The following is a 25,847-nucleotide window of genomic DNA, read 5'->3' on the forward strand; positions in this document are numbered from 1 at the left end:
GTCGTGGTGGCGGGGTCCGTGGTGGTGCCGGTCATGCGCGTGCCGCCCCGTAGACCTCGTAGGCCCCCGCGACTCCGCCGCCCACCGGCACGGAGGCGCCCGCGCGGCGCAGCACCGCCTCCAGCGCCGCCAGGGTGGTCAGCACCGCGTCCGTCCGGGCGTTGTAGCCCATCGTGCCGATGCGCCAGACCTTCCCGTGCAGCGGCCCGAAGGACGTGCCGATCTCGATGCCGAAGTCGGCGAGCATCTCCCCGCGCACCGCATCACCGTTCACGCCCTGCGGGATGCGCACCGCGACGACGTTCGTCATCTTGTGCCCGACGTCGCCGAACACCTCGAGATCGAGGCCGCGGACTCCGGCGAGCATCGCCGACCCGTGCAGCGCGTGGCGGGCGACCGTCTCGTCCAGGCCCTCCTCGACGACGATGCGGGCGCACTCGCGCGCGCCGTAGAGCATCGTGGTCGCCTCGGTGTGGTGGTTGAGGCGGCGCGGCCCCCAGTAGTCGAAGACCATGCCGAGATCGAAGTAGTTGGAGCGGACGCGGCGGGCGCTGACGGTGTCGCCCTCGTCGCGGATCCCCGCCTCGATGCTCCTGCGCGACTCGATCACCGCGACGGCCTTCTCCGAGAAGGTGACGGGAGCCGATCCGGACGGGCCGCCCAGGCACTTCTGGAGCCCCGCGGTGACCGCGTCGAGCCCGAGCTCGTCGGTCGCGAAGGCGTTGCCCGCGAGGGAGGCGGTGACGTCGGTGTAGAAGAGGGCGCCGTGCTTCTCGCAGAGGGCGCCGAGCTCCTCCAGCGGCTGCGCCATGGTGGTCGACGTGTCGCCGTGGACCACGGCCAGCATCTTCGGCTTCACCCGGGCCAGGGCCTCGGCGATCGCCGAGACGGGGAAGACCTGCCCCCACTCGGCCTCGATCACGTGCACCTCCGCGCCGCAGCGCTCCGCGATCTCCCGGAGGAGGTGCCCGAACCGCCCGAAGACCGGCACGAGCACGCGGTCGCCCGGCTCCAGCATCGAGACCAGCGCAGCCTCGATGCCCGCACGGCTCGTGCCGTCGACGAGCACCGTCTTCTCGTTGCGGGTGCGGAACACCTGCCGGTACAGCTCCTGCGTCTCCGTCATCGTCGCCGTCATGAACGGGTCGTACTGCCCGACCAGCTGCGCCGACATCGCACGCAGGACGCGCGGATCCGCGTTGATCGGGCCCGGCCCCATCAGCAGGCGCGGCGGCGGATCGACGGGGAGGAACGGTGCGGGCGCGGTCATGGGCCACCTCTTCACGAGCGGGAGAGAAACAGTCGTTTCACCCGGAGAGCCTATGCGACGGACGTTTCGCCGGTGTTTCGCGGTGTGGCGCGGGTCGAGATTCTCGACAGACGCTCCTCCACAGGCGTCTTCCGGAAGCGGGTCCTCCCGATCGGGCGCACCTGCGGCCCGCGTGTCGGTGGTCGCTGGTTCAATACGAGTATGGCGGATGGGATGCGGCAGGGACTCGAGGAGGTCCGCGCCCTCGGCGACCGCGCGGCGCTGCTCGCCCGCTCGGCGGCTCCGCTCCACCTCGCCTCCGCCGAGGCGCTGCACGAGGCGTACACGGCTGCTCTGCGTCGCCCAGAGGCGTTCGCGCGCGGCGGGTCTCCCGCCGAGTCGCGCGACCTCGTGGAGCGCTCCGTCCGGGCCGAGCTCGCCGTCGCACTCGCCGTGTCCGAGCGTGTGGCCGCGCGCGAGCTCGAGCACGCCCGCCTGCTGGTCGACCACCTGCCCTGCACGCGCGCCGCGCTGGCCGAGGCGCGGTCGCGCTGGGAGGCGGGGCAGATCATCTGCGGAGTCGCGGCCACCCTGCCGCCGGCCACCCTCCCGGAGTTCGACGAGCGCGCCGCGGGACTGGCCGCCTCGATGACGCCGACCCAGCTGCGGCGACGCCTCGCCCGGCTGCGGGACGAACTCCACGAGAGTCCTCTGGCCGACCGGCACGCCCGCGCTCGGGAGGACCGGTCGGTCCGGGTCTCGCCCGAGCAGGACGGCATGGCCACGCTCTGCGCGACCCTCCCCGCTCCGGCAGCGTTCGGTGCGCTCGCGCGGCTCGACCGGATCGCCCGCGCCCTCCGCGACGGGAGCGGTGCAGCGGAGGAGCGCACGCTCGCGCAGCTGCGGGCCGACGCCCCGGTCGACCTGCTCTGCGACGGCGACGTGTCCGGCACGGCGCCGGGCGACGAGCGTCCGCGCACGTCCGCTCGCGGCATCCGGGCCGAGGTGCGTCTGACCCTCGCCGCGAGCACCGCGGCCGGGCAGGACGAGACCCCCGCGGAACTGGACGGCTACGGCCTCATCCCGGCCGGCGTCGCGCGCGAGCTCCTCGGAGCCGACTCGGCCGTCACCCCGGCGCTCACCCATCCGAGCACGGGCGCCGTGGTCTCCGTCGGACGCACGCACCGCCTCCCTCCCCCGCGGATGCGCCTCGCCCTCCAGCTGCGCGACCGGACCTGCCGCTTCCCCGGCTGCACCCGGCCCGCGGCGACCGCCGAGGCCGACCACACGCTCGAGTGGCGTCACGGAGGCGCCACCGCCCTCGACAACCTGGCGTCGCTCTGCGTCGCCCACCACCACGTCCGCCACGGCGACCGCTGGACCTGCACGCTCCACCCCGACGGATCGGCCGACTGGACCACCCCCACGGGCCGCCGCGTGGTCACCCGTCCACCCGATCCGCCCGCCCCGCCGCAGCGCAGGCCGAGCTTCAGCGATGCGCCGCCCCCGTTCTGACGGCGGAAGGAGCCGATTCGCGACGAGGGAGAGAACGAGCTCCGGGCGTGGCCCCTCTCAGAGCGTGCCGGCCAGCTCCAGCAGTGCGAGATCCGACCCCCGCGGTCCCACCAGGCAGAGCCCCACCGGAGCGCCGCCGACACTCGACCGCGGCACCGACAGCGCCGGATACCCGCCGATCCCGGCGACGCAGGTCAGGCCGAGCGTCGCCGTCCGCGCCGCGTCGATCGCCTCGGCCGACGCATCGAGGGCCGGCGCCACCGACGACGTCGACGGCAGGAGGAGCACCCGCCCCTCGAGCGCACGGTCGAGCGCCTCCCGGAACCCCGCGACTCGCGCCCGCGCGTCCGCCTCCGTCTGCTCGTCGACGAGCGAGGCCGCGTCGAAGCGCGCCTGGACGTCCGCCGCCAGCACTCCCGGATGCGCCGCGACCCACGAGCCGCTCGACCGCCACGCCTCCGCCGCCTGCACGAGCCGGAACGCCTCGAGCATCTCCGCCACGGGCGGCAGCTCGACCTCGTCGGCGCTCATCCTCCCGACCGCCGATCGGAACGCCGCCCGGACGGCCGCGTCCACTCCGCCCAGCAGCGCCGGCGCCACCGCGAGACTCCGGACCGGCGGGCCGGACGGCAGGCAGACCTCGGCCACCCGCCTCAGCGTGCCGAGGTCCCGCGTGAGCCACCCGACGGTGTCGAAGCTCGGCGCCAGCGGCAGCAGCCCCTCGACGGGCACCGCACCGTGGGTCGTCCTCAGCCCCCACAGGCCCTGGTAGGAGGCGGGTACCCGGATCGATCCCGCCGTGTCGGTCGCCAGCCCGACGGCGGCCTGCCCGAGCGACACGGCGGTCGCCGGTCCGCTCGACGATCCGCCCGGGATCGCTCCAGGCACGGCCGGATTGGGCGGCGTCCCGTAGCCGGAGTTCCGGCCGGCGATGCTGTACGCGAACTCGTCGGTCTGAGCGATCCCGCGCACCGACGCTCCCGCTGCGAGCAGCTGCGCGACGGCCGGAGCGGTCGCCGCCTCGATCGGCGCGGAAGCGAGGCGGGCCGGCACTCCCGCGCCGATCCGCTGGCCCTCGATCGCGAAGAGGTCCTTGACCGCGACGTCCAGTCCGTCGAGGGTCCCGGAGCCGGCGGCCGGCACGAGCGGCACGCCGACGGCCCGCCAGACGCGGGGGTCCAGCGCGGGCGAGGGCGCCTGCACCTGCGCGGCACGCACCCTCCAGGTCCCGCCCTCGCGCGACCACAGCTGCGTGACGAGCCCGCGCCCGCCACGGGCCGGAGCGTTCACGCTGACCACGAGCGCCGTGTCCGCATCGACCGCCCGCACGTGCAGCTCGACCAGCTCCCGCACCGGCGCCCCGCCGCGACGACCCCGGAAGCCGGTGATGACCGCGTGGCCGACGAGCAGTCCGGAGGCGTCGCCCCGGAGCGTCGTCGGCGCGTCCACGAACGCGTCGGCGAGCGCCGCGACGTCGTCAGCCCCGAGCGCCGCCTCGTACGCCAGGACCGCGTCCACCAGCCCGTCCGGCAGGTCGCCCTCGAGCGTCGTCACCCGCGGGTCAGTCATCGAAGTCGGCCGTCCGGACGCGGGCGTGCACGCCCTTCACCAGGTCGACGACCTGCGAGATGTCGAAGTCGGTCGCCGCGCTGAGGTAGGCGTAGGCGTGAGCCGGGTCCATCCCGTAGCGGGCCGCCAGCAGCGCGATGGCCGCGCGGACGCACTTCTGCACGGCGACGTCCAGGTCCTCGTCCATCCCGGTGGGCACGAGGAACTCGCCGGTCTCCCCCATCGGCCCGAGCAGCTCCCCGAACGCCGCGATCGCCTCGGCACGCGGGACGACCTCCAGGCGCACCCGGACGCGCAGGCTCGCCTCCATCGCCGTCAGCGCCACCTCGCCGTCGCCCTGCGCGAAGTGGGGATCGCCGACGTACGCGAGCGCGCCCGGGACCTGCACGGGAAGGTAGAGGCTGGTTCCGGCGGTCAGCAGTGCGATGTCGATGTTGCCCCCGTGCGCACCGGGCGGCACGGAGTGCGGGCGCTCCTCCCCTGCGACGGCGACGCCCATGATCCCGAGGAACGGCCGGAGCGGGAACCGGGCGGCCCGCTCTCCTCCCGGCACCAGCGGGATCACGCCGCGGAGGCCGCCCTGCGCGTCCTCGTCGACGCGCGCGAAGACGCTGAACGGCCCCTCCTGCAGCGGGTACTCGCCCGGCAGCGCCCCGCGGCCGTGCCGGTTCGAGACGACTCCGTACGGCACGCGCGGCTCGGCCTCGAGGAGGGTCATCCGGAGCAGGTCCCCCGGCAGCGCTCCGTGGACGGCGATCGGCCCCGTGACCACGTGCGGCCCGTCCGTCTCGCCGTCGCGGAACGGCCCGTCCGCGGCGAGCGCGACCGCGTCGCGCAGCACCCCCTCCGAAGCGACTCCGTGGCGGCCGAAGAAGGCGACCGGATCGCGGCCCTGATCCTCCAGCACGCCCTCGTGGCTGAGCGTGTCGATGACGACCTCGGCCCCCGAGTCGACGGTGAGCACGGGGGCGTCCGACGCGCACGGCAGGCGCCCCCACAGCACCGAACCCGGCTCGGCCGGCAGGTAGTCCACCCCCGGCGGCACTCCCTCACCGGGCTGCACCGCCCACTCCGTCCACCGCATGCGCGTCCGCCTCCCGCGCGGCCCGTCCGCGCCGTCCGACCCTAACCGCGCCGTGTTTCGAGCATGTGCACGCGTGTGCCACGATTCTCCAGACCCGCCCCCGACGACAGGACTCCTGTGTTCCGACGCCTGCGCACCCGCTCCGAGGGCGCGACCCTCGGCCTGATGCTCGCCCTCACCTTCTCGACCGGCATCATCGACGCCGTCGGGTACCTCGGGCTCGACCGCGTCTTCGCCGGCAACATGACCGGCAACGTCGTCATCCTCGGCATGGCCCTCTCCGGCGCGGCCGACCTGCCCGTGGTCGGGCCCCTGATCGCGCTGGGCGCCTTCATGATCGGCGCCGTGATCGGCGGCCGGGTGCTCCGCCCGGTGAAGAAGGGCTGGACCTCGCGCTCGACCTGGCTCTTCGCGGTGGTCGGCATCCTGCTCGGCGTCCTGGCGATCGTGCTCGCGGTCGTGCCCGAGCACCCCGAGCCGCTCGCCTTCACCGTCACCGGCGTGCTGGGCGGGGCGATGGGCCTCCAGGCCGCGACCGCCCGCCACCTCGCCGTCAAGGACGTCACGACGGTCGTCGTCACCTCGACGATCACGGGCCTCGCTGCGGACTCCCGCCTGGCGGGTGGTTCCGGTCAGCCGTGGTTCCGCCGCGCGGCGGCGATCGTCCTGATCGCCGCGGGTGCCGGAGTCGGCGCGCTCGCCCTGCTGGTCGGACTCTGGCTCGGCCTGGCGATCGCCGCGGTCATCACGCTCGTCGCGACGCTGCTGGGCGAGCTCGTCGTCCACTCCCGGTACGCTCCGGCGCCCGCCGACGCCGCCGCCTGAGGCGGCGCCTCCCGGCGCGTCAGCGCGGCAGCTGCTGGCAGTGCGGGCAGAGGTGCGAGGAGCGGTTCATGAACGGCACCCGCACGATCGCCGCGCCGCACCGGGCGCACGGCTTCCCCGTCTGCCCGTAGGCGTGCAGGCTGTGCGAGAAGTAGCCGGAGGCACCGTTCACGTTCACGTACTGCGCATCGAAGCTGGTGCCGCCCTCGGCCAGCGCCCGTTCGAGCACCGAGCGCACCTCGGCGAAGAGGCGGCGGATGCGCGCCTCGCCGAGCGACGAGCTCGGCCGCTCCGGGTGCAGCTCCGCCGCCCACAGCGACTCGTCCGCGTAGATGTTCCCGATGCCGCTCACGAGCGTCTGGTCGAGCAGCGCCCGCTTGATCCCGCTGCTCCTCCTCGCCAGCGACGCGACGACCGAGCCCAGGTCGAAGGAGGGGTCGAGCGGATCACGGGCGATGTGCGCGACCTGCGAGGGCACGGCGCGCAGCCAGCCGCCTCCGCGGACCTCCTCGCCCGCGTAGCCGCCCGGCGCTCCGTCCGGGGTCGGCACCAGAGCGTCGACCGCCATCGAGCCGAAGATCCGCTGGTCGACGAAGTGCAGGGCGAGCTCGCCGTGCTCGGGGTGCTCGATCCCGATCCGGATGCGCGCCAGCCGCGGCAGCGCCGCATCCGCCGTGCGCAGCAGCACCTGGCCGCTCATGCCGAGGTGCACCAGCAGCGCCTCGTCGCGGCCCGCGGGCAGCCAGAGGAACTTCCCGCGCCGCACCGCCGCTTCGAGCCGGCGCCCGACGAGCAGGCGCTCGAAGGTCCCGTGCGGATGCACGTGCCGCTTCAGCGAGCGCTCGTCGACGATCTCGACGCCGGTCACCAGGGAGCCGGTGACCGCGGGAGCGAGACCCGCCCGCACCACCTCGACCTCGGGCAGCTCGGGCACGGTCAGTCCGAGACCGCGGGAGCGGCGGGTGCGCCGGGGGCCGCCAGACGCGTCCACGCGTCGAGCGCGGCGGCCATCTCGGCCGCCTTCTTGCTCGTCCCCTCGCCGCGGGCCGTGACGAGTCCGCCGACGATCACGGTGGCGACGAACACCTTGTTGTGGTCGGGGCCGGTGGCGGCGATCTCGTAGCGCGGGGCCGGCGCACCGCGCTCGGCGGCCGCCTCCTGGAGGCTCGTCTTCGGATCCATCGAGACGCCGAAGCGGAGCGGATCGGCCCGCAGAGGGGCGATCAGGCGCAGCACCAGGTCGCGGGCCGCGTCGGGCCCGGTGCCCAGGTAGACGGCGCCGATGATGGCCTCGACGGTGTCGGCGAGGATCGACGCCTTGTCGCGGCCGCCGGTCAGCTCCTCGCCGCGTCCGAGGCGGAGGAACTCGCCCAGGCCGATGCCGCGGGCGATCTCGGCGAGCGCGACGGTCGAGACGAGGCTCGCCCGGCGCTTGGCCAGGTCGCCCTCGCTGAGGGCGGGGTACTCGGTGTAGAGCATGACGGTCACGGCCTGCCCGAGGATCGAGTCGCCGAGGAACTCGAGGCGCTCGTTGTGCGGGATGCCGCCGTGCTCGAAAGCGAACGACCGGTGCGTCAGGGCGAGCTCGAAGAGCTCACCGTCGAGGCTCACGCCGAGCGTGGCCTCCAGACGCGACCGGTCGTCGCTGGAGGGTCGTGCGGAGGTCTGGTTCACCATGGACCGCGGTCCGTTCGTCGAGGGGCGGTGCGCCCCGCGCCGTGCGGACCAGGAGCGGGATCAGACGTCGGCGACCTTGCGGCCCTTGTACTCGAGGAACAGCGCGGTGCCCGCGGAGTCCTCGACGACCTTGGCGCGGTGGGGAAGGCTGTAGACGACCTTGCCGTTCTCGATGGTCTTGACGAGGGTGGGGACCTCGGCCTTCCACTGCGAACGACGGGCGTGGGTGTTCGAGCGGGACTTCTTCCTCTTGGGAACAGCCATGATTCTCTCTTCTCTACCTCTAGTCGGATTCGGTGCGGGCGGTCGCGCCCTCACCGCTGTCTGCGGAAGCTCTGTCGGTGGAAGCTCCGGGCGCTGCGGCCCCGCCGTCCCCCTCGCTCAACCCTGCGAGCGCGGCCCACCGGGAGTCGCGCGGCGCCTCGGGTTCGGGCGTGGAGGAATCGGCCAGCCGCTCCCCCGTGACGGGGTCGAGGCCCGGACAGTCCGGCCGGCAGACCGGCTGGAACGGCAGCGACAGAACCACCGCATCCCTGACCAGAGGTTCAAGATCCACGTGGTCGTCGTGAACCTCATAGTCGAAAGCTTCGTCAGAAGAGTACGCGAAAAGTTCCTGGAACTCGACATCGACAGGCAGGGAGATGTCGGTCAGGCACCGGCTGCACTCGCCGTCGGCCCTCGCCGACACCTCGACACTGGCCAGGATCCCCTCGTGCACGGACTCGAGCCGGACGTCGAGATCGACGGCCGATCGCTTGCGGACCGCGACGATCCCCTCGCCGAACTGCTCCGGCGCCTCGAGCTCGAGGCGGTGCTCGCGCATCTCGCCCGGTCGCCTCACGAGGTCGCGCACGTTCACGGTGAACGGCGTCTTCTTGAAACTAGTCACGAGGGTCCAGCCTACCCCTCCCGGCCCCCTCCGGGGCGGGAGGGGCCGGGAGGAGCCGGGAGGGGCGGAGTCCGGGCTCAGGCGCCGCCGGCCTCCAGCGTCACGTCGATCGGCGCGTAGTCGGCACCGCTCGTGTCCACTCCCTCGTCGGCGAGCTCCGCGAGCGCCTTCTCGACGTACTCGTTCGAGTAGGCGGTGGCGGGCGGGTCCGCGCTGATGATCGTCGCCCCCGTCTCGTTCTCCGTCTCCTTCGCGATGTCGACCGTCTGCTGCCACGCGGCCTCGTCGATCATCCCGACGCCGCTCGTCGAGGGCCAGATCAGCTTGTTGACCTCGTTGGTCATCCAGAGCTGGTGGCTGGTGCCGAGGGTGGATCCGGCCGCGGTGACGATGTCGGCCGCCGCCTGCGGATCGTCCTTCGCGAAGATCCAGCCCTTGATCGAGGCCTTGATGAAGGCGACCGTCTGCTCGGCGTACGCGTCGTCGTCGGCGAGCCTGCCCGCGTCCGCCCAGATCGCGTCCTGGAGCATCGCGGTCCCGATGTCGTTCCAGCTGATGACGTTCAGATCGTCCGGCTGGTACAGCTCGCCTGTGGCGGGATTCACGGTCTCCAGGACCTGGGCGTACTCGTTGTAGGTCATCGCCTGGGCCGCGTCGATGTCGCCCGCGAGGAAGCCGTTCATGTCGAACTGCTGCTGCACCAGCGAGATGTCGTCGAGGGAGACGCCGTCCTTCTGCATGCCGGCGAACAGCTCCCACTCGTTGCCGTAGCCCCAGCTGCCCACGCTCTTCCCGGCGAGGTCGGCGGGCGAGGTGATCCCCTTGTCCTTGAAGGAGATCTGCGTGGTGGCGCTGCGCTCGAAGATCTGCGCGACGTCGGTGATCCCGGCCCCCTGCTCGATCGAGCCGAGGACCTTGGGCACCCAGGAGATCGCGTAGTCCGCGTCGCCCGAGGCGAGCACGTCCTGGGGGACGATGTCGCCGCCTCCCTCGGCGATCGTCACGTCGAGGCCCTCGTCCTCGTAGTAGCCCTGGTCGAGCGCGGCGTAGTACCCGGCGAACTGCGCCTGGGCCACCCACTGCAGCTGCAGGGTGACCGGCGTGAGGCCGCCGGAGCCGGAGTCGGACCCCGGGTCGGAGCCGCCGGAGGCGCTGCAGCCGGTGAGCGCGAGGCCCACGGCCGCGAAGGCGGCGGTCGTCGTCAGGGTGATGCGGGTGCGTCTGGTCACGGGTCCTCCTGGTGCGGTCTGCGGGGTCGCCGGAGCGGCGCGCCCCGTGGTGCGGCGGTGCAGGTGGTGCTGTGGTGCAGGTGGCGCTGATGATGCGGGCGGTGCGGATGGTGCGTCGGGTGGAGTCGGGAATCGGGAATCGGAAATCGGGAGGATCGAGGAGGGTGCGGGGACGCGCGGCGCCGCGCTCAGCGCAGCCGGCTGCGGCGCAGCGCGAACGCCTCGAGCGCGGCCGTCACGGAGTAGAACACGAGGCCGACGACCACGGCGCCCAGGACGTAGGCGTAGGCGAGCGCGTAGTCGCTGCCCGAGGCCGCCGTCGTGATCGACTTGCCGAGCCCGCCCACGGGTCCGCCGAAGTACTCGGCGACCAGCGCCGAGATCACCGCGAGCGAGGAGGCGATGCGCAGCCCTGTGAAGACGTAGGGCACTGCTCCCGGCAGCGTGATCGTGCGGGCGGTCTGCCAGGGGGTCGCCGCGTAGGCCTTCAGCAGGTCGCGGTGCACCGGAGCGGCCTGCCGCAGCCCGCGCAGCGTCGTCACGTACACCGGCACGAACACGGCGAGCGCCGCGACGAGCTGCCTCGCGGTCTCGGCGTTCGCTCCGAACATCGTGTAGAGCACCGGAGCGAGGGCGACGATCGGCACGACAGCGGCCGCGGCCACGATCGGCGCGACCAGTCCGTCGAACACCCGCGCGAGCGCCGAGAGTCCGGCGACCACGACCGCCAGCACTGCGCCGACCAGCAGGCCGACCAGCGCGTTGCGGCCGGTCACCGCGCTGCCCTCGGCGACGGAACCGAGGTTCGCGGCGAACTCCCGTCCGATCGCCAGCGGCGACGGGAGCACGAACGGCTGGATCGCCAGAGCGGTGACCCCGGCCTGCCAGAGCAGGACCGCGGCGATCCCGAGCACGAGCGGCGCGAGCACGCTGCGCGCCAGCGCCGTCGTGCTCACCGGTTCTCCACTCCGCGCGGCACGGCGGCGGGATCCCCGTGCAGCAGCTCGCGCACGGCGCTCACGTCGCGGAAGAACGCCGTGTCCTCCCTGACCGCCGCGTCGCGCTCGGATGCTCCGGGAAGTCCGACCGGGAGGACGTCCCGGATCCTGCCCGGCCGCGGCGACATCACCACGACGCGGTCCGAGAGGAACACCGCCTCCGGGATCGAGTGGGTGACGAAGACGACGGCGGCGCCGGTCTCGCGCCGGATCCGCAGCAGCTCCGTCTGCATCCGCTCGCGGGTCATCTCGTCGAGCGCCCCGAACGGCTCGTCCATGAGGAGCAGGCGCGGGCTCTCGGCGAGCGCCCGCGCGATGGCGACGCGCTGCTGCATCCCGCCGGAGAGCTGGTCGGGGTAGGAGTCGGCGAAGTCGCCGAGCCCGACCAGCGCCAGCAGCTCGTCGACGCGCGAGCGCCGGGCGGTCGCGGCGACGCCGTGCAGCTCCAGCGGCAGGGCGATGTTCGCCCGGATCGTGCGCCACGGCAGGAGGCCCGCCTGCTGGAACGCGATCCCGTAGTCCTGGTCGAGCCTCGCCTGCCGGGCCGTCTTGCCGAACACGGCGATCGAGCCGGAGTCCGGCTCGTCGAGGTCGGCGATCAGCCGCAGCAGCGTCGACTTGCCGCAGCCGGACGGGCCGATCAGCGAGACGAACTCCCCCGCGGCCACCTCGAGCGAGACGTCCTGGAGCGCCGTGACGCTCGCGGCGCGGGCGGTGGTGAAGGTCCTCGTGACGGAGTCGACGACGACCGCGGATCCTGCAGTGCTCATGCGGGCTGCTCCCCTCGGCGGTACGGACGGAGGAGGGTGCCGAGCAGGGCGACGGCGCCGCCGGCCGCGAGGCCCACCAGCACCGCCCCGAGGATCGGCGCCCAGGGCTTGGCGGGGTCGCCTCCGGCAGCGGAGGCGAACTCGATGATCATGCGGCCGATCCCGCCGCGCAGGCCGATCGAGACCTCGGCGACGATCGTGCCGACGACGGCGCTGACCGCTCCGAGCCGGAGGGCCGGCAGCAGGTAGGGCACGCTCGCCGGGAGCCTCAGGCGCACCAGCGTCTTCCACCAGCCGACGCCGTACACGCGCATCAGCTCGACCTGGTACGCCGTCGGCGAGCCGAGCCCGCGGAGCGCCCCGATCGAGACGGGGAAGAACGCGAGGTAGGAGGCGATCAGGGCCACCGACATCCAGTTCTCCCAGGTCACCGGTCCGAGCTCGAGCTGCGACCCCCAGCGCCGCACCAGTGGGGCGATCGCGATCAGGGGCACCGTCTGGCTCAGCACGATCCAGGGCAGCACCGCCGACTCCGCCGTGCGGAACCGCTGCATCAGGAGAGCCAGGAGCAGTCCGACGACGGTGCCGACGACCCAGCCGACCGCGGCGATCCCGAGCGAGAAGGCGCTCGCCCCCACGACGGCCGACCAGAGCGCCGGGGCGTTCCGCGCTCCGGTGACCGGCTCGCCGAGCCGGGCCGCGATCTCCCAGAGGTGGGGCATCGCGATGGCGCTCGTGCGCGGGAGCACCGTGACTCCTCCGACGACCACCCCGGCTTCGGGCCCGAGCGCCTTCCAGCCCTCCCACACCAGCGCGAGCAGGAGCAGCCCGCCGGCGCCGAGCACGAGCCCGCGCGCGAGGGCCGGTCTCATGCGCGGGCCACGATGTGCTCGCGCAGCTCCGGGATGACCCGCTCGCCGTACACGCGCAGCGTCTCCTCCTTGTTGTCGTGCTGGAGGTAGCCCGCGAACTGCGTCACGCCGATGTCGGCGAGCGCCCGGAGCTTCTCGATGTGCTCGTCCGCCGTGCCCAGCACGCAGAAGCGCTCCACGATCTCGTCCGGCACGAAGGCGGTGTGGCTGTTGCCCGCGCGGCCGTGCTCGTTGTAGTCGTAGCCCTCGCGCCCGGCGATGTAGTCCGTCAGCGCCTGCGGGACCGCTCCGGAGGCGCCGTAGCGGCCCACGATGTCGGCCACGTGGTTGCCGACCATCCCGCCGAACCAGCGGCACTGGTCGCGCATGTGCTCCCGGTCGGTGCCGATGTACATCGGCGCCGCGACGCAGAACTGCAGCGACTCGGGATCCCGGCCGGCGTTCGCCGCCGCCTCCTTGACGGCGCCGATCATCCAGCGCGCGATGTCCACGTCGGCCAGCTGCAGGATGAAGCCGTCGCCGACCTCGCCCGCGAGCTTCAGGGCGAGCGGGCCGTAGGCGGCCACCCACATCTCCAGGGACGAGCCCCGGCTCCACGGGAACTGCAGCGTCTGGCCGTTGTACTCGACCGGACGGCTGTTGGCGAGCTCGCGGATGACGTGGATCGACTCCCGCAGCGTCTTGAGCGTCGTCGGAGCTCCTCCGGTCACCCTCACCGCGGAGTCGCCCCGGCCGATCCCGCACACCGTGCGGTTCCCGTACATCTCGTTGAGCGTCGCGTGCAGCGAGGCGATGACCGTCCAGTCGCGCGTGGCGGGGTTGGTGACCATCGGGCCGACCGTGATCCGGTGCGTCCTCTCGAGGATCTGCGAGTAGATCACGTAGGGCTCCTGCCAGAGCAGGTGCGAGTCGAAGGTCCACGCGTAGTCGAAGCCGTGCGTCTCCGCGAGGACGGCGAGCGCGACGGTGCGCGAGGCGGGCGGGTTGGTCTGGAGGACGACTCCGAAGTCCATGGGGTTCCTTCTGCTCGATCAGGTGCTGGCTCGGATCGGGTGCCGGCTCAGATCAGGTACTGGCTCAGACCGCGCGGGATGTACGCCCCGTCGCCCTTCGTGCCGACGTAGGAGCCGTCGTCGACGACGACCCTGCCGCGGGAGATCACCGTGTCGACGTGGCCGTCGATCTCGAAGCCCTCCCAGGCCGAGTAGTCCATGTTCATGTGGTGGCTTCGGCCCTCGCCGATCCCGATCGAGGTGTGCCCGCTCGGGTCGTAGACGACGACGTCGCCGTCGGCCCCGGGCTGGATGACGCCCTTCCTCCCGTACATCCCGAACATCCGCGCCGGGGTGGTCGAGGTGAGCTCGACCCAGCGCGGCAGGGAGATCTGCCCCGACACCACGCCCTGGTACATCAGGTCCATCCGGTGCTCCACCGAGCCGATGCCGTTGGGGATCTTCGAGAAGTCGCCGATCCCCATGTCCTTCTGGCCCTTCATGCAGAAGGGGCAGTGATCGGTCGAGACCATCTGGATGTCGTTGGTGCGCAGCGACTGCCACATGTGGTGCTGATGCCCCTCCGCCTTCGAGCGCAGCGGCGTGGAGCACACCCACTTCGCGCCCTCGAAGCCCGGCGCGCCGAGCTGCTCCTCGAGCGAGAGGTAGAGGTACTGCGGGCAGGTCTCGCCGAAGACGTTCATGCCGCGGTCGCGGGCCTGCGCGATCTGCTCCACCGCCTGCTTCGCGGAGACATGGACCACGTACAGCGGCGCGCCGGTGAGGTCGGCGATCATGATCGCCCGGTGCGTCGCCTCCTCCTCCGCCTGCCAGGGTCGAGAGGTGCCGTGGAAGTACGGCGCGGTGTTCCCGGCGGCGAGGGTCTGCTTCACCAGCTCGTCGATGAGGGCGCCGTTCTCGGCGTGCATCATCATCATCGCGCCGTTCTCCGCGCCCTTCTGGAACGCCCGGAGGATCTGCCCGTCGTCCGAGAGGAACACGCCCTTGTAGGCCATGAACAGCTTGAAGCTGGTCACCCCCTCGCGCATCAGCTCGTCCATCGCGACGAGCGAGGAGTCCTGCACGTCCGAGAGGATCTGGTGGAAGCCGTAGTCGATCGCGCAGTTGCCGGCCGCCTTCTCCTGCCACGCCTGGAACCGGTCGACGACGCTCTCGCCCGGGTACTGCACCACGAAGTCCACGATCGACGTCGTGCCGCCCCAGGCCGCGGCGCGCGTGCCGGTCTCGAAGGTGTCCGAGGCGGAGGTGCCGCCGAACGGCATCTCCATGTGCGTGTGCGCGTCGATCCCGCCCGGGATCACGTACTTGCCGCGCGCGTCGATCACCCGGTCGACGTGGGCCGCCAGATCGAAGCCCAGCAGCGTGGAGCCGGGGGCGAGGACGGCGGCGATGGTCTCGCCGTCGATCAGGACGTCAGCGGCTCCGGTGCCGGTCGCGTTGACGACCGTCCCGCCTGTGATGAGGGTCTTCATCGGTCTTCCCCGTCTCGGTCTGCGGTCACGGCTTCGGGATGCTGGTGTACGACTCCGGCCGGCGGTCCCGGTAGAACTGCCAGTCGTCGCGCATCTCCTGCACCATGTCCATCTCGAGGTCGCGGATCAGGATCTCCTCGGCCTCGCCCGAGCCCCGCTCGCCGACGAACTCCCCCCGCGGATCGATGATCTGGCTGGTGCCGTAGAAGTCGACCGCGAGGTCGCCGTACTCGTTGTCCTCCCGGCCGACGCGGTTGGGCTGCAGCACGAAGTAGCCGTTCGCCACCGCGGCCGCCGGGCCCTCGACCTCCCAGAGGCGGTTCGACAGGCCGGGCTTGGTGGCGTTGGGGTTGAAGACGAGGTGGGCGCCGTTCAGGCCCAGCTCCCGCCAGCCCTCCGGGAAGTGGCGGTCGTAGCAGATGTGGACGCCGACCTTGCCGACGGCGGTGTCGAAGACCGGGAAGCCGAGGTTCCCGGGCCGGAAGTAGAACTTCTCCCAGAAGCGGTCCAGGTGCGGGATGTGGTGCTTGCGGTACTTGCCGAGGATCGTCCCGTCGGCGTCGACCACGACCGCGGTGTTGTAGTAGACGCCGGTCTGCTCCTCCTCGTAGATCGGGAGGATCATCACCACGCCCAGCTCCTTCGCGAGGGCCGCGAAGCGCTGCACGATCGGCCCGTCGGCGGGCTCGGCGTAGCGGTAGTACTTCTTGTCCTGGGTGATGCCGAAGTACGGGCCGTAGAACAGCTCCTGGAAGCAGACGATCTGCGCGCCGTCGGCTGCGGCGTCCCGGGCCATCCGCTCGTGCTTGTCGAGCATCGACTTCTTGTCGCCGGTCCAGGTCGTCTGGGTGATCGCTGCGCGGACGATGGTCATCGGTACCTCCATGCTCGGGCGTCCCTGTCCGGCTCCGGTGTGCTCCGCCGGGCGGTGCGGAGCCGGGGACGTGGACCCACTGTGGTCCCCGCCGGGCCCGAAGGCAATGACGGACCGTCCGGCTCCGGGGACAGGGCTTCATCGTCGGGGTTCGACGTTTCCCCGGTGTTTCCGGCGCGGATCCGCAGCATTAAGGCTCGCCGGGGGAGGAATCCGTCGGTGCCGCTAGCGTGGGCGGATGCGCATCACGATCCTGGCCGGAGGCGTCGGCGGCGCCCGCTTCACCTCGGCGGTCCGCGAGCACCTCAGCGATCTCGAGGCCGCCGGCGGCGAGGCGAGCGAGATCACCGTCGTCGTCAACACCGGCGACGACATGTGGCTCACCGGCCTCAAGGTCTGCCCCGACCTCGACTCGATCACCTACGCGCTCGGCGGAGTGAACGACACGGAGCGCGGCTGGGGGCGGGCCGGCGAGAGCGAGCGGGTCTCGGCCGAGCTCACCGCCTTCGGCGTCGGCTGGCCGTGGTTCACCCTGGGCGACCTCGACCTCGGCACCCACATCGCCCGCAGCTCGATGCTGCGCGACGGCCTCACACTCTCGGAGGCGACCGCCCGGATCACCGCCCGCTGGCCGCTGGGGGTCCGCCTGCTGCCGATGTCGGACCAGGACGTCGAGACCCACGTCGAGGTCGACCTTCCCGGCGAGGGCGTGCGGCTCCTCCACTTCGAGGAGTGGTGGGTGCGGCTTCGGGCGTCAGCGCCCGCGCGCCGCTTCGTCCAGCAGGGGGTGGAGAGCGCCCGCCCCGCCCCGGGCGTGCTGGAGGCGATCGCCGACACCGACGCGGTGCTCGTCGCCCCCTCCAATCCCGTCGTCTCGATCGGCACGATCCTCGGAGTGCCCGGGATCGCGGACGCCCTCCGCCGGACCTCCGCACCCGTCGTGGGCGTCTCCCCCGTCATCGGAGGCGCGGTGGTGCGCGGCATGGCCGACGCCTGCCTCAGAGCGATCGGCGTCGAGACCTCCGCCGAGGCCGTCGGCCGGCACTACGGAGCCCGGAGCGGGGGCGGCCTCCTCGACGCCTGGCTCGTCGGCGAGGAGGACGCGGACGCGGTCCCGGCGCTCGAGTCGGCGGGCCTCCGCGCCCACTCCGTGCCGCTCTGGCTGACCGGCCGGGACGCCTCCGTGCGGCTCGCCGCCGACGCTCTCGCCGCCGCGAGGGGCTGAGCGGGGCCTCCTCCCCGGGGCCGCCCACCGCCTGTCGCAGCGCGGATGCGGTCACGCCTCCCACGGGGCGCCCCGTTCCCTTGTACGGTCGGAGGCGGACGAACTCCCCGATTCACCCCCGCATCGGATCCGGAGCCCCTCGGTCGCGCGCCCGACCGCGTCCTCACCACGTCTCCGAGCCCTGCGGAACCGCGTGCCGTCCCGTCAGGAGGACACCATGGAGCCCAGCTCGAGGATCAGCACCGAGCGGATCGAGCCCGACATCGTGGTGATCCGCCCCGTCGGCAGGCTCGACCTGTCCACGGCGTGGGAGCTCGAAGCGGTCCTCCAGCGCGCGCTCGAGGCGGGAGAGGTCCGCGTGGTCGTCGACCTGGCGGCCGTCGAGTTCCTCGACTCGTCCGGGCTCGGCGTCCTCGTCGCCGGACTCAAGGAGGCGCGGAAGGCGGGCGGCGAGCTGCGCGTGGCCGCCGCCGGCGAGCAGCCCGCCATGGTGCTCGGCCTGTCCAACCTCGACCGCCTGCTCGGGAGCGCCGAGACCGTCGAGGAGGCCTACCGTGCCTGAGCGCTCCTTCGTCGTGCGCACGCCGCCCGAGGACGGCGTCACCGCCGTCCACGAGGCGCTCGAGGAGCTGTGGCTCGAGGAGCCGGGCGTCGCGCCGGTCGACCGGATGTCGTTCGAGACCGCGCTGGTCGAGCTGACCTCGAACATCGTCCAGCACGCCCGGTCGTACCGGCACATCATCTGCCTGGTCGAGATCCGCGTCGACGCGACCGAGCTGCGCGCCTCGCTCAACGACTCCGCCGAGGAGGCGCCCGCCGAGGTCGCCGACCCCCGCGACATGCCGGACGAGTGGGACGAGGCAGGCCGCGGGATCCCGTTCATCCACGCCCTCGTCACCGAGTTCTCCTACCGCCGTGTCGACGGGCAGAACCTCTGGGCACTCGCCCGGACCCGCACGTGAGCGAGCCGACCGAGCGCGCCCGCCTCGCCGCGATCGCCGAGCTCGGGATCGGCCTGAGCACCCCCCAGGAGCGCTTCGACAGGATCACCCGCGTCGCCCGCCGACTCCTGCGCGTCCCCCTCGCCGAGATCAACATCCTCGAGGAGTCGACGCAGTTCACGAAGTCGCCCCAGCGCTCGGCGCGGGCGAGCAGGATGCTGCGCGCCGACTCGATGTGCGACGTCACGGTCCAGCAGGGCGACATCCTCGTCGTCGAGGACGCCACCGCCGATCCGCGGTTCGCCGACCGCGGAGTCGTCACCGGATCCCCTCACGTGCGCTTCTACGCGGGCCGCCCGCTCGTCGTCGGGGACGGCCTCCGCGTCGGCACGATCTGCATCATCGACAGCGAGGTGCGCGGCTTCTCGGAGGAGGAGCGCGAGATCCTCGAGGACCTCGGCCGGTGGGCCGAGCGGGAGCTGCGCGAGATCGCCTTCTCCGGACGCGCGAGCGAGACGCAGGAGCGGCTCCGGCCCCAGCGCCTCGACCTCGGCGAGTGGAGCCTCGACTCACTGACCACGCCGCTGCACGACGTCGCCGGCGACTACACGGCGTGGCGCCGCAGCGGGGACGACCTCTCCCTCGAGCTGGTCGACGTGATGGGCAAGGGGGTCTCGGCGGCGATCGTCGCCTCCGCGATCCGCTCCGCGTTCCAGGCGCGGCCGGAGCTCCCTCCCGCGGCAGCCGTCGAGGCCGTCAACCGCCAGCTCCTGCCCGACCTGACCGCGACCGGGATGTTCGCGACCGCGCTGATCGCCCGGGTCGACCTCGCGAGCGGCGCCGTCGCGTTCGTGGACAGCGGCCACGGCCTCACCCTCCTGCTGCGCGCCGACGGCACCACGGAGCGGCTCGCCTCCACCGGCGTCCCGCTCGGCATCGCCGCCGACGTCTCCTGGGAGGAGGAGCAGCGCGTGCTCGCCCCCGGCGACGCGCTCTTCTCCTGCAGCGACGGCCTGCTCGACGTCTTCGGCGGGCGCCTCGACGCGCTCGACCGTCTCGCCGAGCTGGTGCGGAGCAACGACGACCCCGCTCTCTTCGAGCGTCTGCATGCTCTCGCAGACGACGCGCACGACGATGTGACAGCGTTGGTGCTGCGGCGCTCCGCAGCGCCCGCCCCCTCCTGATCCTGATCGAAAGGACCTCCCCCATGCCTGGTGCACTCGTCCTCGCCGGCGGCGGCCTCGCCGGAATCGCCTGGGAGCTCGGCGTCCTCCGCGGCCTCGCCGACGCCTCCCCCGAGGCGGCCCGCCTCCTGCTCGATCCGTCGACGACCTTCATCGGCACCTCCGCGGGCTCCGCGGTCGCCGCGCAGCTGAGCACCGGCACCGGCCTCGACGAGTCGTACGAGGCCCAGCTCCAGGAGGAGTCCGCCGAGATCGGAGCGGACGTCGACGGTGAGCGCCTCCAGGCCCTCTTCGCCGCGGCCGTCGAGGGCGCGACCTCGCCCCAGGACGCGCGGCGCCGCATCGGCACCCTCGCGCTCGAGGCCGAGACGCTCCCCGAGGACACGCGCCGGGCCGTCATCTCGGCCCGCGTGGGCGACGCCGACTGGCCCGAGCAGCGTCTGCTCATCACCGCGGTCGACACGGCCACCGGTGAGCTGCGCGTGTTCGACCGCGAGAGCGGTGTCGGCCTCGTCGACGCGATCTCCGCCAGCTGCGCCGTCCCCGGGGTCTGGCCTCCCGTCAGCATCGACGGCGTCCGCTACATGGACGGCGGCGTGCGCTCCGGCAGCAACGCCGACCTCGCCGCGGGAGCCGACTGGGTCCTGATCGTCACTCCGCTGCCGGGAGTCGGCACGCCCGGCGCGGGCCTGATCCCGACCGGCGAGCTCGACGCCCTCGCGGACTCGCGGGTCGAGGTGCTCTACGCCGACGAGGAGTCGGTGCGCGCCTTCGGCCCGAACTCGCTCGACCCGGCCGTCCGCGCCGCCTCCGCCCACGCCGGACGTGCTCAGGGCGCCCGGCTCGCCTCGCGGATCGCCGCGCTGGTCGGCGCCGAGTAGCCGGTCTCAGCGCCGCACGCTGTAGCGCGTGAAGACCGTGCCGTCGGCGAAGCGGTGCTCCTCGCGCAGGTCGAGGCGCGCGTGGAACCCGCACGGGAGGAAGTGGGTCCCGCCGCCCACCGCCACCGGCACCGTGTAGACCTGCACCTCGTCGACGATCCCGGCGAGCAGCGCGTGCCGGGCGAGGGTCGGCCCGCCGATCGAGACGTCGTGGTCGGCGGCGCTGACCTGCGCGGCGACGACGACCGGGTCGAACCCGCCCTCGACGCGGGTGCGGCGGGTCTCGGCCGACTCCAGTGTCGTCGAGTACACGACCTTGTCGGCCGCCCGCCACATCTCCTGGAAGTCGCGGATGAACGCGAACTCCTCCGCGAGGGCCCAGGTCTGCTCCCACGCGCGCATGACCTCGTACATGCGCCGCCCGTACAGGTACGTGCGCACCCGCCCCTCGCGCTCCGTGATGAAGCGGTGCACGGCGGGTCGCGGCTCCGCCCAGGCGAATCCGCCGTCCGCGTCGTTCACGTAGCCGTCGAGCGACGCGATCGAGCTGTAGATGAGCGCGCCCACGTCGGCCTCTCTCCGTGGCCGGCTTCGGGACCGCCCACGGGCGCGACCGTAGGCCTCCCGCCTCCGTCCGGCAATGTCCGCCGGGTCCTCTGGCGCGGATCGACGGGTCGCCGCTGCTCCTGGTGGCGCTCCCGGCGGTCGGCGCCCCCTCCCGGACCGCGTACCGTGGTCGTGCCGCAGGGAGCGGCCGTGAAGGGTTCGGGATGAAGATCAGCCAGCTGCGCCACTTCGTGGCGGTCGCCGAGGAGCTGCACTTCGTGCGCGCCGCCGAGCGCCTCGGCATCTCGCGGCAGAAGCTCGACTCCTCCGTCGCCGCCGTCGAGCTCGACCTCGGCAGACCGCTCTTCGAGCCCGGTGCCGCCGCCACGACCCTCACCGCGGCCGGGCGGCAGCGCCTCGCCTCGGCCCGCGAGGAGCTCGCCGCGCTCGGCGACGAGCCGGAGGCGGCCCCGAAGTCGGGAGGCAAGGCCAAGGCCTCCAAGGGAACCGGGCGCGCCCCGATCGTCAAGGGCCAGCCGAAGCCCTACAAGCGCCGCCAGTCCCGCTGACGCGCAGTGTCCGATCGTCGGATGTGGTGGGCCCTACCGGGCTCGAACCGATGACATCCACGGTGTAAACGTGGCGCTCTACCAACTGAGCTAAAGGCCCCCGTCGCGGGAGCACCCGCGGACGATCGACTCGATCCTACGGCAGGCGGAGCGGCCCCCTGCGGGCACTAGCCTCGGCACATGACCGCCGACAGCGACTCCCGGGCGAGGCGGCGCGCCGAGAGCCGCTGGCCCGCCTCCGCCGCGATCCTGGTGGCCGTCGCCCTGAACGTGGCCGGCCACAGCGCCGACACCTCGGTGGTCCGCCTCGTCGCCGCCGGCATCACTCTCGCGCTGCTCGTGCCGCTGTTCGTCGTGAACCCGCACCGGCTCGACAGCGAGACGCGCTGGTCGCGCGGGGTCTCCATCGCCCTGGCGGTCGTGCTCGCCGTGGCGAACCAGGTGAACGTGGTCGCCGTGGTGATCGACCTCGTCGACGGGACGGCCGACGGCCCTCCGCTGCTGCTCACCGCGCTCCAGGTCTGGGTCACCAACGTCGTCGCGTACGCGCTGCTGTTCTGGGAGCTCGACCGCGGCGGTCCGGTCGCCCGCGGAACGCTGCCCCGCACCGAGCTGCCGGCGGCCGACTTCGCCTTCCCGCAGGACACCTACCGCGACACCGCGCCCGAGGTCGCCGCGACCTCCTCCGAGCGCGCCGACTGGCGGCCCGGCTTCGTGGACTACCTCTCGGTGTCGAAGACGAACACCATGGCGTTCAGCCCGACCGACACGATGCCGCTGTCGAGCCGGATGAAGCTCCTGATGATCGCCGAGGCGTTCACCGGATTCGTCCTGCTGGCCCTCGTGATCTCGCGGGCCGTCAACATCCTCAGCTGACGACCGGGGCGGTCCGCCTCCGGAGGGTCAGACGTGCGCGGGGGCGAGCGCGTCGATGGCGGCGCGGTAGGCGTCGATCGAGCGAGGCTCGCCCGGGGCGGTCATGAACGTGTCCCGGATGACGCCGGCCTTGTCGATGAGGAAGGTCGCGCGGGTCGCGTAGCCCTTCGCCTCGGTGAACACGCCGTACTGCTTGGCGACGTCGCCGTGCGGCCAGAAGTCGGAGAGGAGCGTGAAGTCGTAGCCCTGCTTCTCGCCCCAGGCGCGCAGCGTGTGCTTGGAGTCGACCGAGATGCCGATCAGCTCCACGTCGGCGTGCTCGAAGAGGGAGAGGTTCTCGCGCAGCGCGCAGAACTCGCCCGTGCAGGTGCCGGAGAAGGCGAGGGGGAAGAACACCAGGGCGACGTTGCGTCGCCCGTGGAAGTCGCCCAGCTGGATGCGCTCGCCGTACTGGTTCGCGAGTTCGAAGTCGGGAGCCAGGGTCAGCTTCTCGAGAGCCATCGGTCCGATGTCCTTCCGTGCGCACGAGAGTCGCGCGAGCACGAGGGGCAATGCTAGACCCGCTCCGCGCAGACTCCAAGGAACGGCCCGTCTCCCCCGATCACGGGCCGGTCGACGCGTCCCGTCTGGCGCTCTCCTACAGTCGTCGGCGCCCATTCCTCGTGGATCACCACAGTGCGATTCCAGGTTCGGGGCACGGGAATCGCTAGGCTGACGGAGGTGCCCGCGCGCGGCTCGTCATCCGAGCCCCGGATCCGCGGATCCGCACCGCTTCATGAGAGTGATGTCTCGGGCACGATCTGCCCCCAGAGAGAGGTCGAGGGTGACTGTTAACGATCAGGACCCGTATTCCGTCGGTCACGTGGACTCGGACCCCGAGGAAACGTCGGAGTGGAACGAGTCGCTCGATGCGCTCGTCGAGGAGCGGGGCCGGGGTCGCGGGCGCGACGTCATGCTCAGCCTCCTCAAGCGCTCCAAGGAGCTCCACCTCGGCGTGCCGATGGTGCCCACCACGGACTACATCAACACCATCGCGCCCGAGAACGAGCCCGACTTCCCGGGCGACGAGGACGTCGAGCGCCGCTACCGCGCGTGGATCCGCTGGAACGCGGCCATCCTCGTGCACCGCGCGCAGCGTCCCGGCATCGGGGTCGGCGGCCACATCTCGACGTACGCGTCGAGCGCCTCGCTGTACGAGGTCGGCTTCAACCACTTCTTCCGCGGCCAGGACCACCCGGGCGGCGGCGACCAGGTCTTCATCCAGGGCCACGCCTCCCCCGGCCCGTACGCGCGCGCCTTCCTCGAGGGACGCCTGAGCGAGCACCAGCTCGACGGATTCCGCCAGGAGAAGTCGCACCGGGGCGGCGGGCTCTCCAGCTACCCGCACCCGCGGCTCATGCCGGAGTTCTGGCAGTTCCCGACCGTGTCGATGGGCCTCGGCCCGATCAACGCGATCTACCAGGCGCAGGCGAACAAGTACCTCACCAACCGCGGCATCAAGGACGCCTCCGACCAGCAGGTCTGGGCGTTCCTCGGCGACGGCGAGATGGACGAGGTCGAGTCGCGCGGTCAGCTCCAGGTCGCCGCGAACGACGGCCTCGACAACCTGAACTTCATCGTCAACTGCAACCTCCAGCGCCTCGACGGACCCGTCCGCGGCAACGGCAAGATCGTGCAGGAGCTCGAGTCGTACTTCCGCGGCGCTGGCTGGAACGTCATCAAGCTCATCTGGGGCCGCGAGTGGGACGACCTGCTCGCCCGCGACACCGAGGGCGCGCTGCTCGACCTGATGAACAAGACGCCCGACGGCGACTTCCAGACCTACAAGACGGAGGACGGCGCCTACGTCCGCGAGAACTTCTTCGGCCGCGACCCGCGCGCCAAGAAGCTCGTCGAGGGCTACTCCGACGAGCAGATCTGGGGCCTGCGCCGCGGCGGCCACGACTACCGCAAGATCTACGCGGCCATGAAGGCCGCGACGGAGCACAAGGGCCAGCCCACCGTCATCCTCGCCCACACCATCAAGGGCTACGGTCTCGGCCGCAGCTTCGAGGGCCGCAACGCGACCCACCAGATGAAGAAGATGACGCTGGACAACCTCAAGTCGTTCCGCGACACCATGCGCATCCCGATCACGGACGCGCAGCTCGAGGAGAACCCCTACCTCCCGCCGTACTACCACCCCGGTCAGAACGACGAGGCGATCGAGTACCTGCAGGAGCGCCGCCGCGCGCTCGGCGGCTACCTCCCCGAGCGCCGCTCGAAGTACACGCAGCTGAACCTCCCCGAGGACTCGGCCTACGCGGTCGGCAAGAAGGGCTCCGGGACGCAGGAGATCGCCACCACCATGGCGTTCGTCCGCATCCTGAAGGACATCCTCCGCTCGAAGGACTTCGGCAACCGCGTCGTCCCGATCATCCCGGACGAGGCGCGCACCTTCGGCATGGACGCGTTCTTCCCCAACGCGAAGATCTACAACCCGCGCGGCCAGCACTACACGTCGGTCGACCGCGAGCTCCTCCTGGCCTACAAGGAGAGCCCGCAGGGTCAGATCCTCCACGTCGGCATCAACGAGGCGGGCGCCCTCGCGGCGTTCACCGCGATCGGCACCTCGTACTCGACGCAGGGCGAGCCGCTCATCCCGGTCTACGTCTTCTACTCGATGTTCGGGTTCCAGCGCACGGGCGACGCGATCTGGGCGGCCGGCGACATGATGTCGCGCGGCTTCATGATCGGCGCCACCGCAGGACGCACCACGCTGACCGGCGAGGGCCTCCAGCACGCGGACGGGCACTCCCCGATCCTCGCGGCGACCAACCCCGCCGTCGTGAGCTACGACCCGGCCTACGGGTACGAGATCGCGCACATCGTGCAGTCCGGTCTCGAGCGCATGTACGGCGGGAAGCACACCGACCCGAACGTCATGTACTACATCACGGTCTACAACGAGCCGATCGTGCAGCCGAAGGAGCCGGAGGACGTCGACGTCGAGGGCATCGTCCGCGGCATCCACCGCATCTCCTGGGGTCAGTGGGACGGGCCGAAGGCCCAGCTCCTCGCCTCGGGCGTCGCGGTGCCGTGGGCGATCGAGGCGCAGAAGCTCCTCGCCGAGGACTGGGGCGTCTCGGCGGACGTCTGGTCGGTCACCTCGTGGAACGAGCTGCGCCGCGACGGCATCAAGGCCGAGCAGCACAACTTCCTCCACCCCGAGGACGCCGAGCAGGTGCCGTACGTGACGCAGAAGCTGGCCGACGCGAAGGGCCCCTTCGTCGCCGTCTCGGACTTCTCGCACCAGGTCCCCGACCAGCTGCGCCAGTTCATCCCGGGCGACTTCGCGACGCTCGGCGCGGACGACTTCGGGTTCTCGGACACCCGTGCGGCGGCGCGGCGCTACTTCCAGATCGACGGCCCCTCGGTCGTCGTGCGGACGCTGCAGCTGCTCGCCAAGCGCGGCGAGGTCGACCCCTCGCTCGCCGTCCGGGCGATCGAGAAGTACCGCCTCCTCGACGTCAACGCCGGCACCACCGGCAACGCGGGCGGCGAGAGCTGACGGACGAGTCCGTGCTCTCGCAGGAACCCGCACCGTCGA

General features: G+C 72.2%; 26 protein-coding genes and 1 tRNA gene. 10 read left to right on the plus strand and 17 right to left on the minus strand.

Annotated features, from left to right (window positions below):
• Positions 1–31: 31 nt before the first annotated feature.
• A complete protein-coding gene (locus tag C5C39_RS08795; protein ID WP_258075800.1) occupies positions 32–1,270 on the minus strand; it encodes an alanine--glyoxylate aminotransferase family protein in 1,239 nt (412 codons plus the stop codon).
• A gap of 213 nt (positions 1,271–1,483) precedes the next feature.
• Here C5C39_RS08795 and C5C39_RS08800 point away from each other — a divergent pair, with 213 nt between their 5' ends.
• Positions 1,484–2,764 carry an HNH endonuclease signature motif containing protein gene (locus C5C39_RS08800; RefSeq protein WP_181136355.1) on the plus strand — a complete coding sequence of 427 codons (1,281 nt, stop codon included), beginning with the start codon at positions 1,484–1,486 and terminating at the stop codon, positions 2,762–2,764.
• 57 nt (positions 2,765–2,821) lie between these two features.
• Here C5C39_RS08800 and C5C39_RS08805 read toward each other — a convergent pair whose 3' ends face one another.
• Positions 2,822–4,333, minus strand: coding sequence for an AtzH-like domain-containing protein (locus C5C39_RS08805; protein ID WP_104353155.1), 1,512 nt, complete (start codon positions 4,331–4,333; stop codon positions 2,822–2,824).
• On the minus strand, positions 4,326–5,417 hold the full coding sequence (locus C5C39_RS08810) for an acetamidase/formamidase family protein (protein ID WP_104353156.1): 1,092 nt from the start codon (positions 5,415–5,417) through the stop codon (positions 4,326–4,328). Before C5C39_RS08810 ends, C5C39_RS08805 begins: the two co-directional genes overlap by 8 nt.
• Before the next feature lie 117 nt (positions 5,418–5,534).
• Here C5C39_RS08810 and C5C39_RS08815 point away from each other — a divergent pair, with 117 nt between their 5' ends.
• Positions 5,535–6,242 (plus strand): YoaK family protein, encoded by a 708-nt coding sequence (locus C5C39_RS08815; protein ID WP_308470741.1) that lies wholly within the window; start codon positions 5,535–5,537, stop codon positions 6,240–6,242.
• A 19-nt stretch (positions 6,243–6,261) separates the two neighbouring features.
• On the opposite strand, the gene mutM is transcribed toward C5C39_RS08815, so the two are convergent.
• The 11 genes from mutM to C5C39_RS08870 all read right to left on the minus strand — a co-directional run bounded on the left by mutM (position 6,262) and on the right by C5C39_RS08870 (position 16,036).
• Positions 6,262–7,176 (minus strand): bifunctional DNA-formamidopyrimidine glycosylase/DNA-(apurinic or apyrimidinic site) lyase, encoded by a 915-nt coding sequence (gene mutM / locus C5C39_RS08820; RefSeq protein ID WP_104283536.1) that lies wholly within the window; start codon positions 7,174–7,176, stop codon positions 6,262–6,264.
• Positions 7,177–7,178: 2 nt separating this feature from the next.
• A complete protein-coding gene (gene rnc, locus C5C39_RS08825) occupies positions 7,179–7,919 on the minus strand; it encodes a ribonuclease III (protein ID WP_104250952.1) in 741 nt (246 codons plus the stop codon).
• Between the two features lie 60 nt (positions 7,920–7,979).
• On the minus strand, positions 7,980–8,183 hold the full coding sequence (gene rpmF / locus C5C39_RS08830; RefSeq protein WP_104353157.1) for a 50S ribosomal protein L32: 204 nt from the start codon (positions 8,181–8,183) through the stop codon (positions 7,980–7,982).
• 19 nt (positions 8,184–8,202) lie between these two features.
• Complete coding sequence (locus C5C39_RS08835) at positions 8,203–8,742, minus strand: DUF177 domain-containing protein (protein ID WP_104353194.1); 540 nt, start codon at positions 8,740–8,742, stop codon at positions 8,203–8,205.
• Positions 8,743–8,885: 143 nt separating this feature from the next.
• The gene (locus C5C39_RS08840) at positions 8,886–10,037 is read right to left on the minus strand and encodes an ABC transporter substrate-binding protein (protein ID WP_258061364.1); all 1,152 of its coding nucleotides are present in this window, start codon (positions 10,035–10,037) and stop codon (positions 8,886–8,888) included.
• Positions 10,038–10,225: 188 nt separating this feature from the next.
• Positions 10,226–10,993, minus strand: a complete 768-nt coding sequence (locus C5C39_RS08845; protein ID WP_104353158.1) for an ABC transporter permease — start codon at positions 10,991–10,993, stop codon at positions 10,226–10,228.
• A complete protein-coding gene (locus C5C39_RS08850; protein WP_104234205.1) occupies positions 10,990–11,805 on the minus strand; it encodes an ABC transporter ATP-binding protein in 816 nt (271 codons plus the stop codon). Before C5C39_RS08850 ends, C5C39_RS08845 begins: the two co-directional genes overlap by 4 nt.
• Complete coding sequence (locus C5C39_RS08855) at positions 11,802–12,677, minus strand: ABC transporter permease (RefSeq protein WP_104353159.1); 876 nt, start codon at positions 12,675–12,677, stop codon at positions 11,802–11,804. The genes C5C39_RS08850 and C5C39_RS08855 overlap by 4 nt, the downstream gene beginning before the upstream one ends.
• The gene (locus C5C39_RS08860) at positions 12,674–13,690 is read right to left on the minus strand and encodes a TIGR03842 family LLM class F420-dependent oxidoreductase (RefSeq protein WP_104238194.1); all 1,017 of its coding nucleotides are present in this window, start codon (positions 13,688–13,690) and stop codon (positions 12,674–12,676) included. Before C5C39_RS08860 ends, C5C39_RS08855 begins: the two co-directional genes overlap by 4 nt.
• Positions 13,691–13,737: 47 nt before the next feature.
• Positions 13,738–15,162 carry a dihydropyrimidinase gene (gene hydA, locus C5C39_RS08865; RefSeq protein WP_104223477.1) on the minus strand — a complete coding sequence of 475 codons (1,425 nt, stop codon included), beginning with the start codon at positions 15,160–15,162 and terminating at the stop codon, positions 13,738–13,740.
• Positions 15,163–15,187: 25 nt separating this feature from the next.
• A complete protein-coding gene (locus C5C39_RS08870; RefSeq protein ID WP_104353160.1) occupies positions 15,188–16,036 on the minus strand; it encodes a nitrilase-related carbon-nitrogen hydrolase in 849 nt (282 codons plus the stop codon).
• A 238-nt stretch (positions 16,037–16,274) separates the two neighbouring features.
• On the opposite strand from C5C39_RS08870, the gene cofD reads away from it, so the two are divergent.
• The 5 genes from cofD (at position 16,275) to C5C39_RS08895 (ending at position 20,267) form a co-directional block, all read left to right on the plus strand.
• Positions 16,275–17,261 carry a 2-phospho-L-lactate transferase gene (gene cofD / locus C5C39_RS08875; RefSeq protein ID WP_104353161.1) on the plus strand — a complete coding sequence of 329 codons (987 nt, stop codon included), beginning with the start codon at positions 16,275–16,277 and terminating at the stop codon, positions 17,259–17,261.
• A gap of 217 nt (positions 17,262–17,478) precedes the next feature.
• Positions 17,479–17,823, plus strand: a complete 345-nt coding sequence (locus C5C39_RS08880; RefSeq protein ID WP_104223474.1) for an STAS domain-containing protein — start codon at positions 17,479–17,481, stop codon at positions 17,821–17,823.
• Positions 17,816–18,223: an ATP-binding protein gene (locus tag C5C39_RS08885; protein WP_104223473.1), complete on the plus strand. Its 408-nt coding sequence runs from the start codon at positions 17,816–17,818 to the stop codon at positions 18,221–18,223. The genes C5C39_RS08880 and C5C39_RS08885 overlap by 8 nt, the downstream gene beginning before the upstream one ends.
• A complete protein-coding gene (locus tag C5C39_RS08890; protein ID WP_181136356.1) occupies positions 18,220–19,386 on the plus strand; it encodes a PP2C family protein-serine/threonine phosphatase in 1,167 nt (388 codons plus the stop codon). Before C5C39_RS08885 ends, C5C39_RS08890 begins: the two co-directional genes overlap by 4 nt.
• 23 nt (positions 19,387–19,409) lie before the next feature.
• On the plus strand, positions 19,410–20,267 hold the full coding sequence (locus C5C39_RS08895; protein WP_104353163.1) for a patatin-like phospholipase family protein: 858 nt from the start codon (positions 19,410–19,412) through the stop codon (positions 20,265–20,267).
• 6 nt (positions 20,268–20,273) lie between these two features.
• Here C5C39_RS08895 and C5C39_RS08900 read toward each other — a convergent pair whose 3' ends face one another.
• Complete coding sequence (locus C5C39_RS08900) at positions 20,274–20,834, minus strand: dihydrofolate reductase family protein (RefSeq protein WP_104226668.1); 561 nt, start codon at positions 20,832–20,834, stop codon at positions 20,274–20,276.
• Between the two features lie 203 nt (positions 20,835–21,037).
• Here C5C39_RS08900 and C5C39_RS08905 point away from each other — a divergent pair, with 203 nt between their 5' ends.
• Positions 21,038–21,382: a LysR family transcriptional regulator gene (locus tag C5C39_RS08905; protein WP_104353164.1), complete on the plus strand. Its 345-nt coding sequence runs from the start codon at positions 21,038–21,040 to the stop codon at positions 21,380–21,382.
• A 24-nt stretch (positions 21,383–21,406) separates the two neighbouring features.
• Here C5C39_RS08905 and C5C39_RS08910 read toward each other — a convergent pair.
• Positions 21,407–21,482, minus strand: a tRNA-Val gene (locus C5C39_RS08910).
• A gap of 80 nt (positions 21,483–21,562) precedes the next feature.
• On the opposite strand from C5C39_RS08910, the gene C5C39_RS08915 reads away from it, so the two are divergent.
• Positions 21,563–22,258 (plus strand): hypothetical protein, encoded by a 696-nt coding sequence (locus tag C5C39_RS08915; protein WP_104353165.1) that lies wholly within the window; start codon positions 21,563–21,565, stop codon positions 22,256–22,258.
• A 27-nt stretch (positions 22,259–22,285) separates the two neighbouring features.
• Here C5C39_RS08915 and C5C39_RS08920 read toward each other — a convergent pair whose 3' ends face one another.
• On the minus strand, positions 22,286–22,759 hold the full coding sequence (locus C5C39_RS08920) for a peroxiredoxin (RefSeq protein ID WP_104238203.1): 474 nt from the start codon (positions 22,757–22,759) through the stop codon (positions 22,286–22,288).
• A 322-nt stretch (positions 22,760–23,081) separates the two neighbouring features.
• Here C5C39_RS08920 and aceE point away from each other — a divergent pair, with 322 nt between their 5' ends.
• Positions 23,082–25,808 carry a pyruvate dehydrogenase (acetyl-transferring), homodimeric type gene (gene aceE, locus C5C39_RS08925; RefSeq protein ID WP_104353166.1) on the plus strand — a complete coding sequence of 909 codons (2,727 nt, stop codon included), beginning with the start codon at positions 23,082–23,084 and terminating at the stop codon, positions 25,806–25,808.
• Positions 25,809–25,847 lie beyond the last annotated feature (39 nt).

The sequence above is a fragment of the Rathayibacter sp. AY1F3 genome, assembly GCF_002931975.1.
In the GTDB taxonomy this organism is placed as follows: Bacteria; Actinomycetota; Actinomycetes; order Actinomycetales; family Microbacteriaceae; genus Rathayibacter.

What these genes read in the sequence shown, in the direction of transcription:
- C5C39_RS08795 (WP_258075800.1), bottom strand. Translation starts at nt 1,270, where the DNA reads ATGACCGCGCCCGCACCGTTCCTCCCCGTCGATCCGCCGCCGCGCCTG.
- C5C39_RS08835 (WP_104353194.1), bottom strand. Translation starts at nt 8,742, where the DNA reads ATGCGCGAGCACCGCCTCGAGCTCGAGGCGCCGGAGCAGTTCGGCGAG.
- rnc (WP_104250952.1), bottom strand. Translation starts at nt 7,919, where the DNA reads ATGGTGAACCAGACCTCCGCACGACCCTCCAGCGACGACCGGTCGCGT.
- C5C39_RS08860 (WP_104238194.1), bottom strand. Translation starts at nt 13,690, where the DNA reads ATGGACTTCGGAGTCGTCCTCCAGACCAACCCGCCCGCCTCGCGCACC.
- C5C39_RS08850 (WP_104234205.1), bottom strand. Translation starts at nt 11,805, where the DNA reads ATGAGCACTGCAGGATCCGCGGTCGTCGTCGACTCCGTCACGAGGACC.
- rpmF (WP_104353157.1), bottom strand. Translation starts at nt 8,183, where the DNA reads ATGGCTGTTCCCAAGAGGAAGAAGTCCCGCTCGAACACCCACGCCCGT.
- cofD (WP_104353161.1), top strand. Translation starts at nt 16,275, where the DNA reads ATGCGCATCACGATCCTGGCCGGAGGCGTCGGCGGCGCCCGCTTCACC.
- C5C39_RS08915 (WP_104353165.1), top strand. Translation starts at nt 21,563, where the DNA reads ATGACCGCCGACAGCGACTCCCGGGCGAGGCGGCGCGCCGAGAGCCGC.
- C5C39_RS08895 (WP_104353163.1), top strand. Translation starts at nt 19,410, where the DNA reads ATGCCTGGTGCACTCGTCCTCGCCGGCGGCGGCCTCGCCGGAATCGCC.
- C5C39_RS08880 (WP_104223474.1), top strand. Translation starts at nt 17,479, where the DNA reads ATGGAGCCCAGCTCGAGGATCAGCACCGAGCGGATCGAGCCCGACATC.
- C5C39_RS08855 (WP_104353159.1), bottom strand. Translation starts at nt 12,677, where the DNA reads ATGAGACCGGCCCTCGCGCGCGGGCTCGTGCTCGGCGCCGGCGGGCTG.
- hydA (WP_104223477.1), bottom strand. Translation starts at nt 15,162, where the DNA reads ATGAAGACCCTCATCACAGGCGGGACGGTCGTCAACGCGACCGGCACC.
- C5C39_RS08920 (WP_104238203.1), bottom strand. Translation starts at nt 22,759, where the DNA reads ATGGCTCTCGAGAAGCTGACCCTGGCTCCCGACTTCGAACTCGCGAAC.
- C5C39_RS08805 (WP_104353155.1), bottom strand. Translation starts at nt 4,333, where the DNA reads ATGACTGACCCGCGGGTGACGACGCTCGAGGGCGACCTGCCGGACGGG.
- C5C39_RS08810 (WP_104353156.1), bottom strand. Translation starts at nt 5,417, where the DNA reads ATGCGGTGGACGGAGTGGGCGGTGCAGCCCGGTGAGGGAGTGCCGCCG.
- C5C39_RS08800 (WP_181136355.1), top strand. Translation starts at nt 1,484, where the DNA reads ATGCGGCAGGGACTCGAGGAGGTCCGCGCCCTCGGCGACCGCGCGGCG.
- C5C39_RS08870 (WP_104353160.1), bottom strand. Translation starts at nt 16,036, where the DNA reads ATGACCATCGTCCGCGCAGCGATCACCCAGACGACCTGGACCGGCGAC.
- C5C39_RS08905 (WP_104353164.1), top strand. Translation starts at nt 21,038, where the DNA reads ATGAAGATCAGCCAGCTGCGCCACTTCGTGGCGGTCGCCGAGGAGCTG.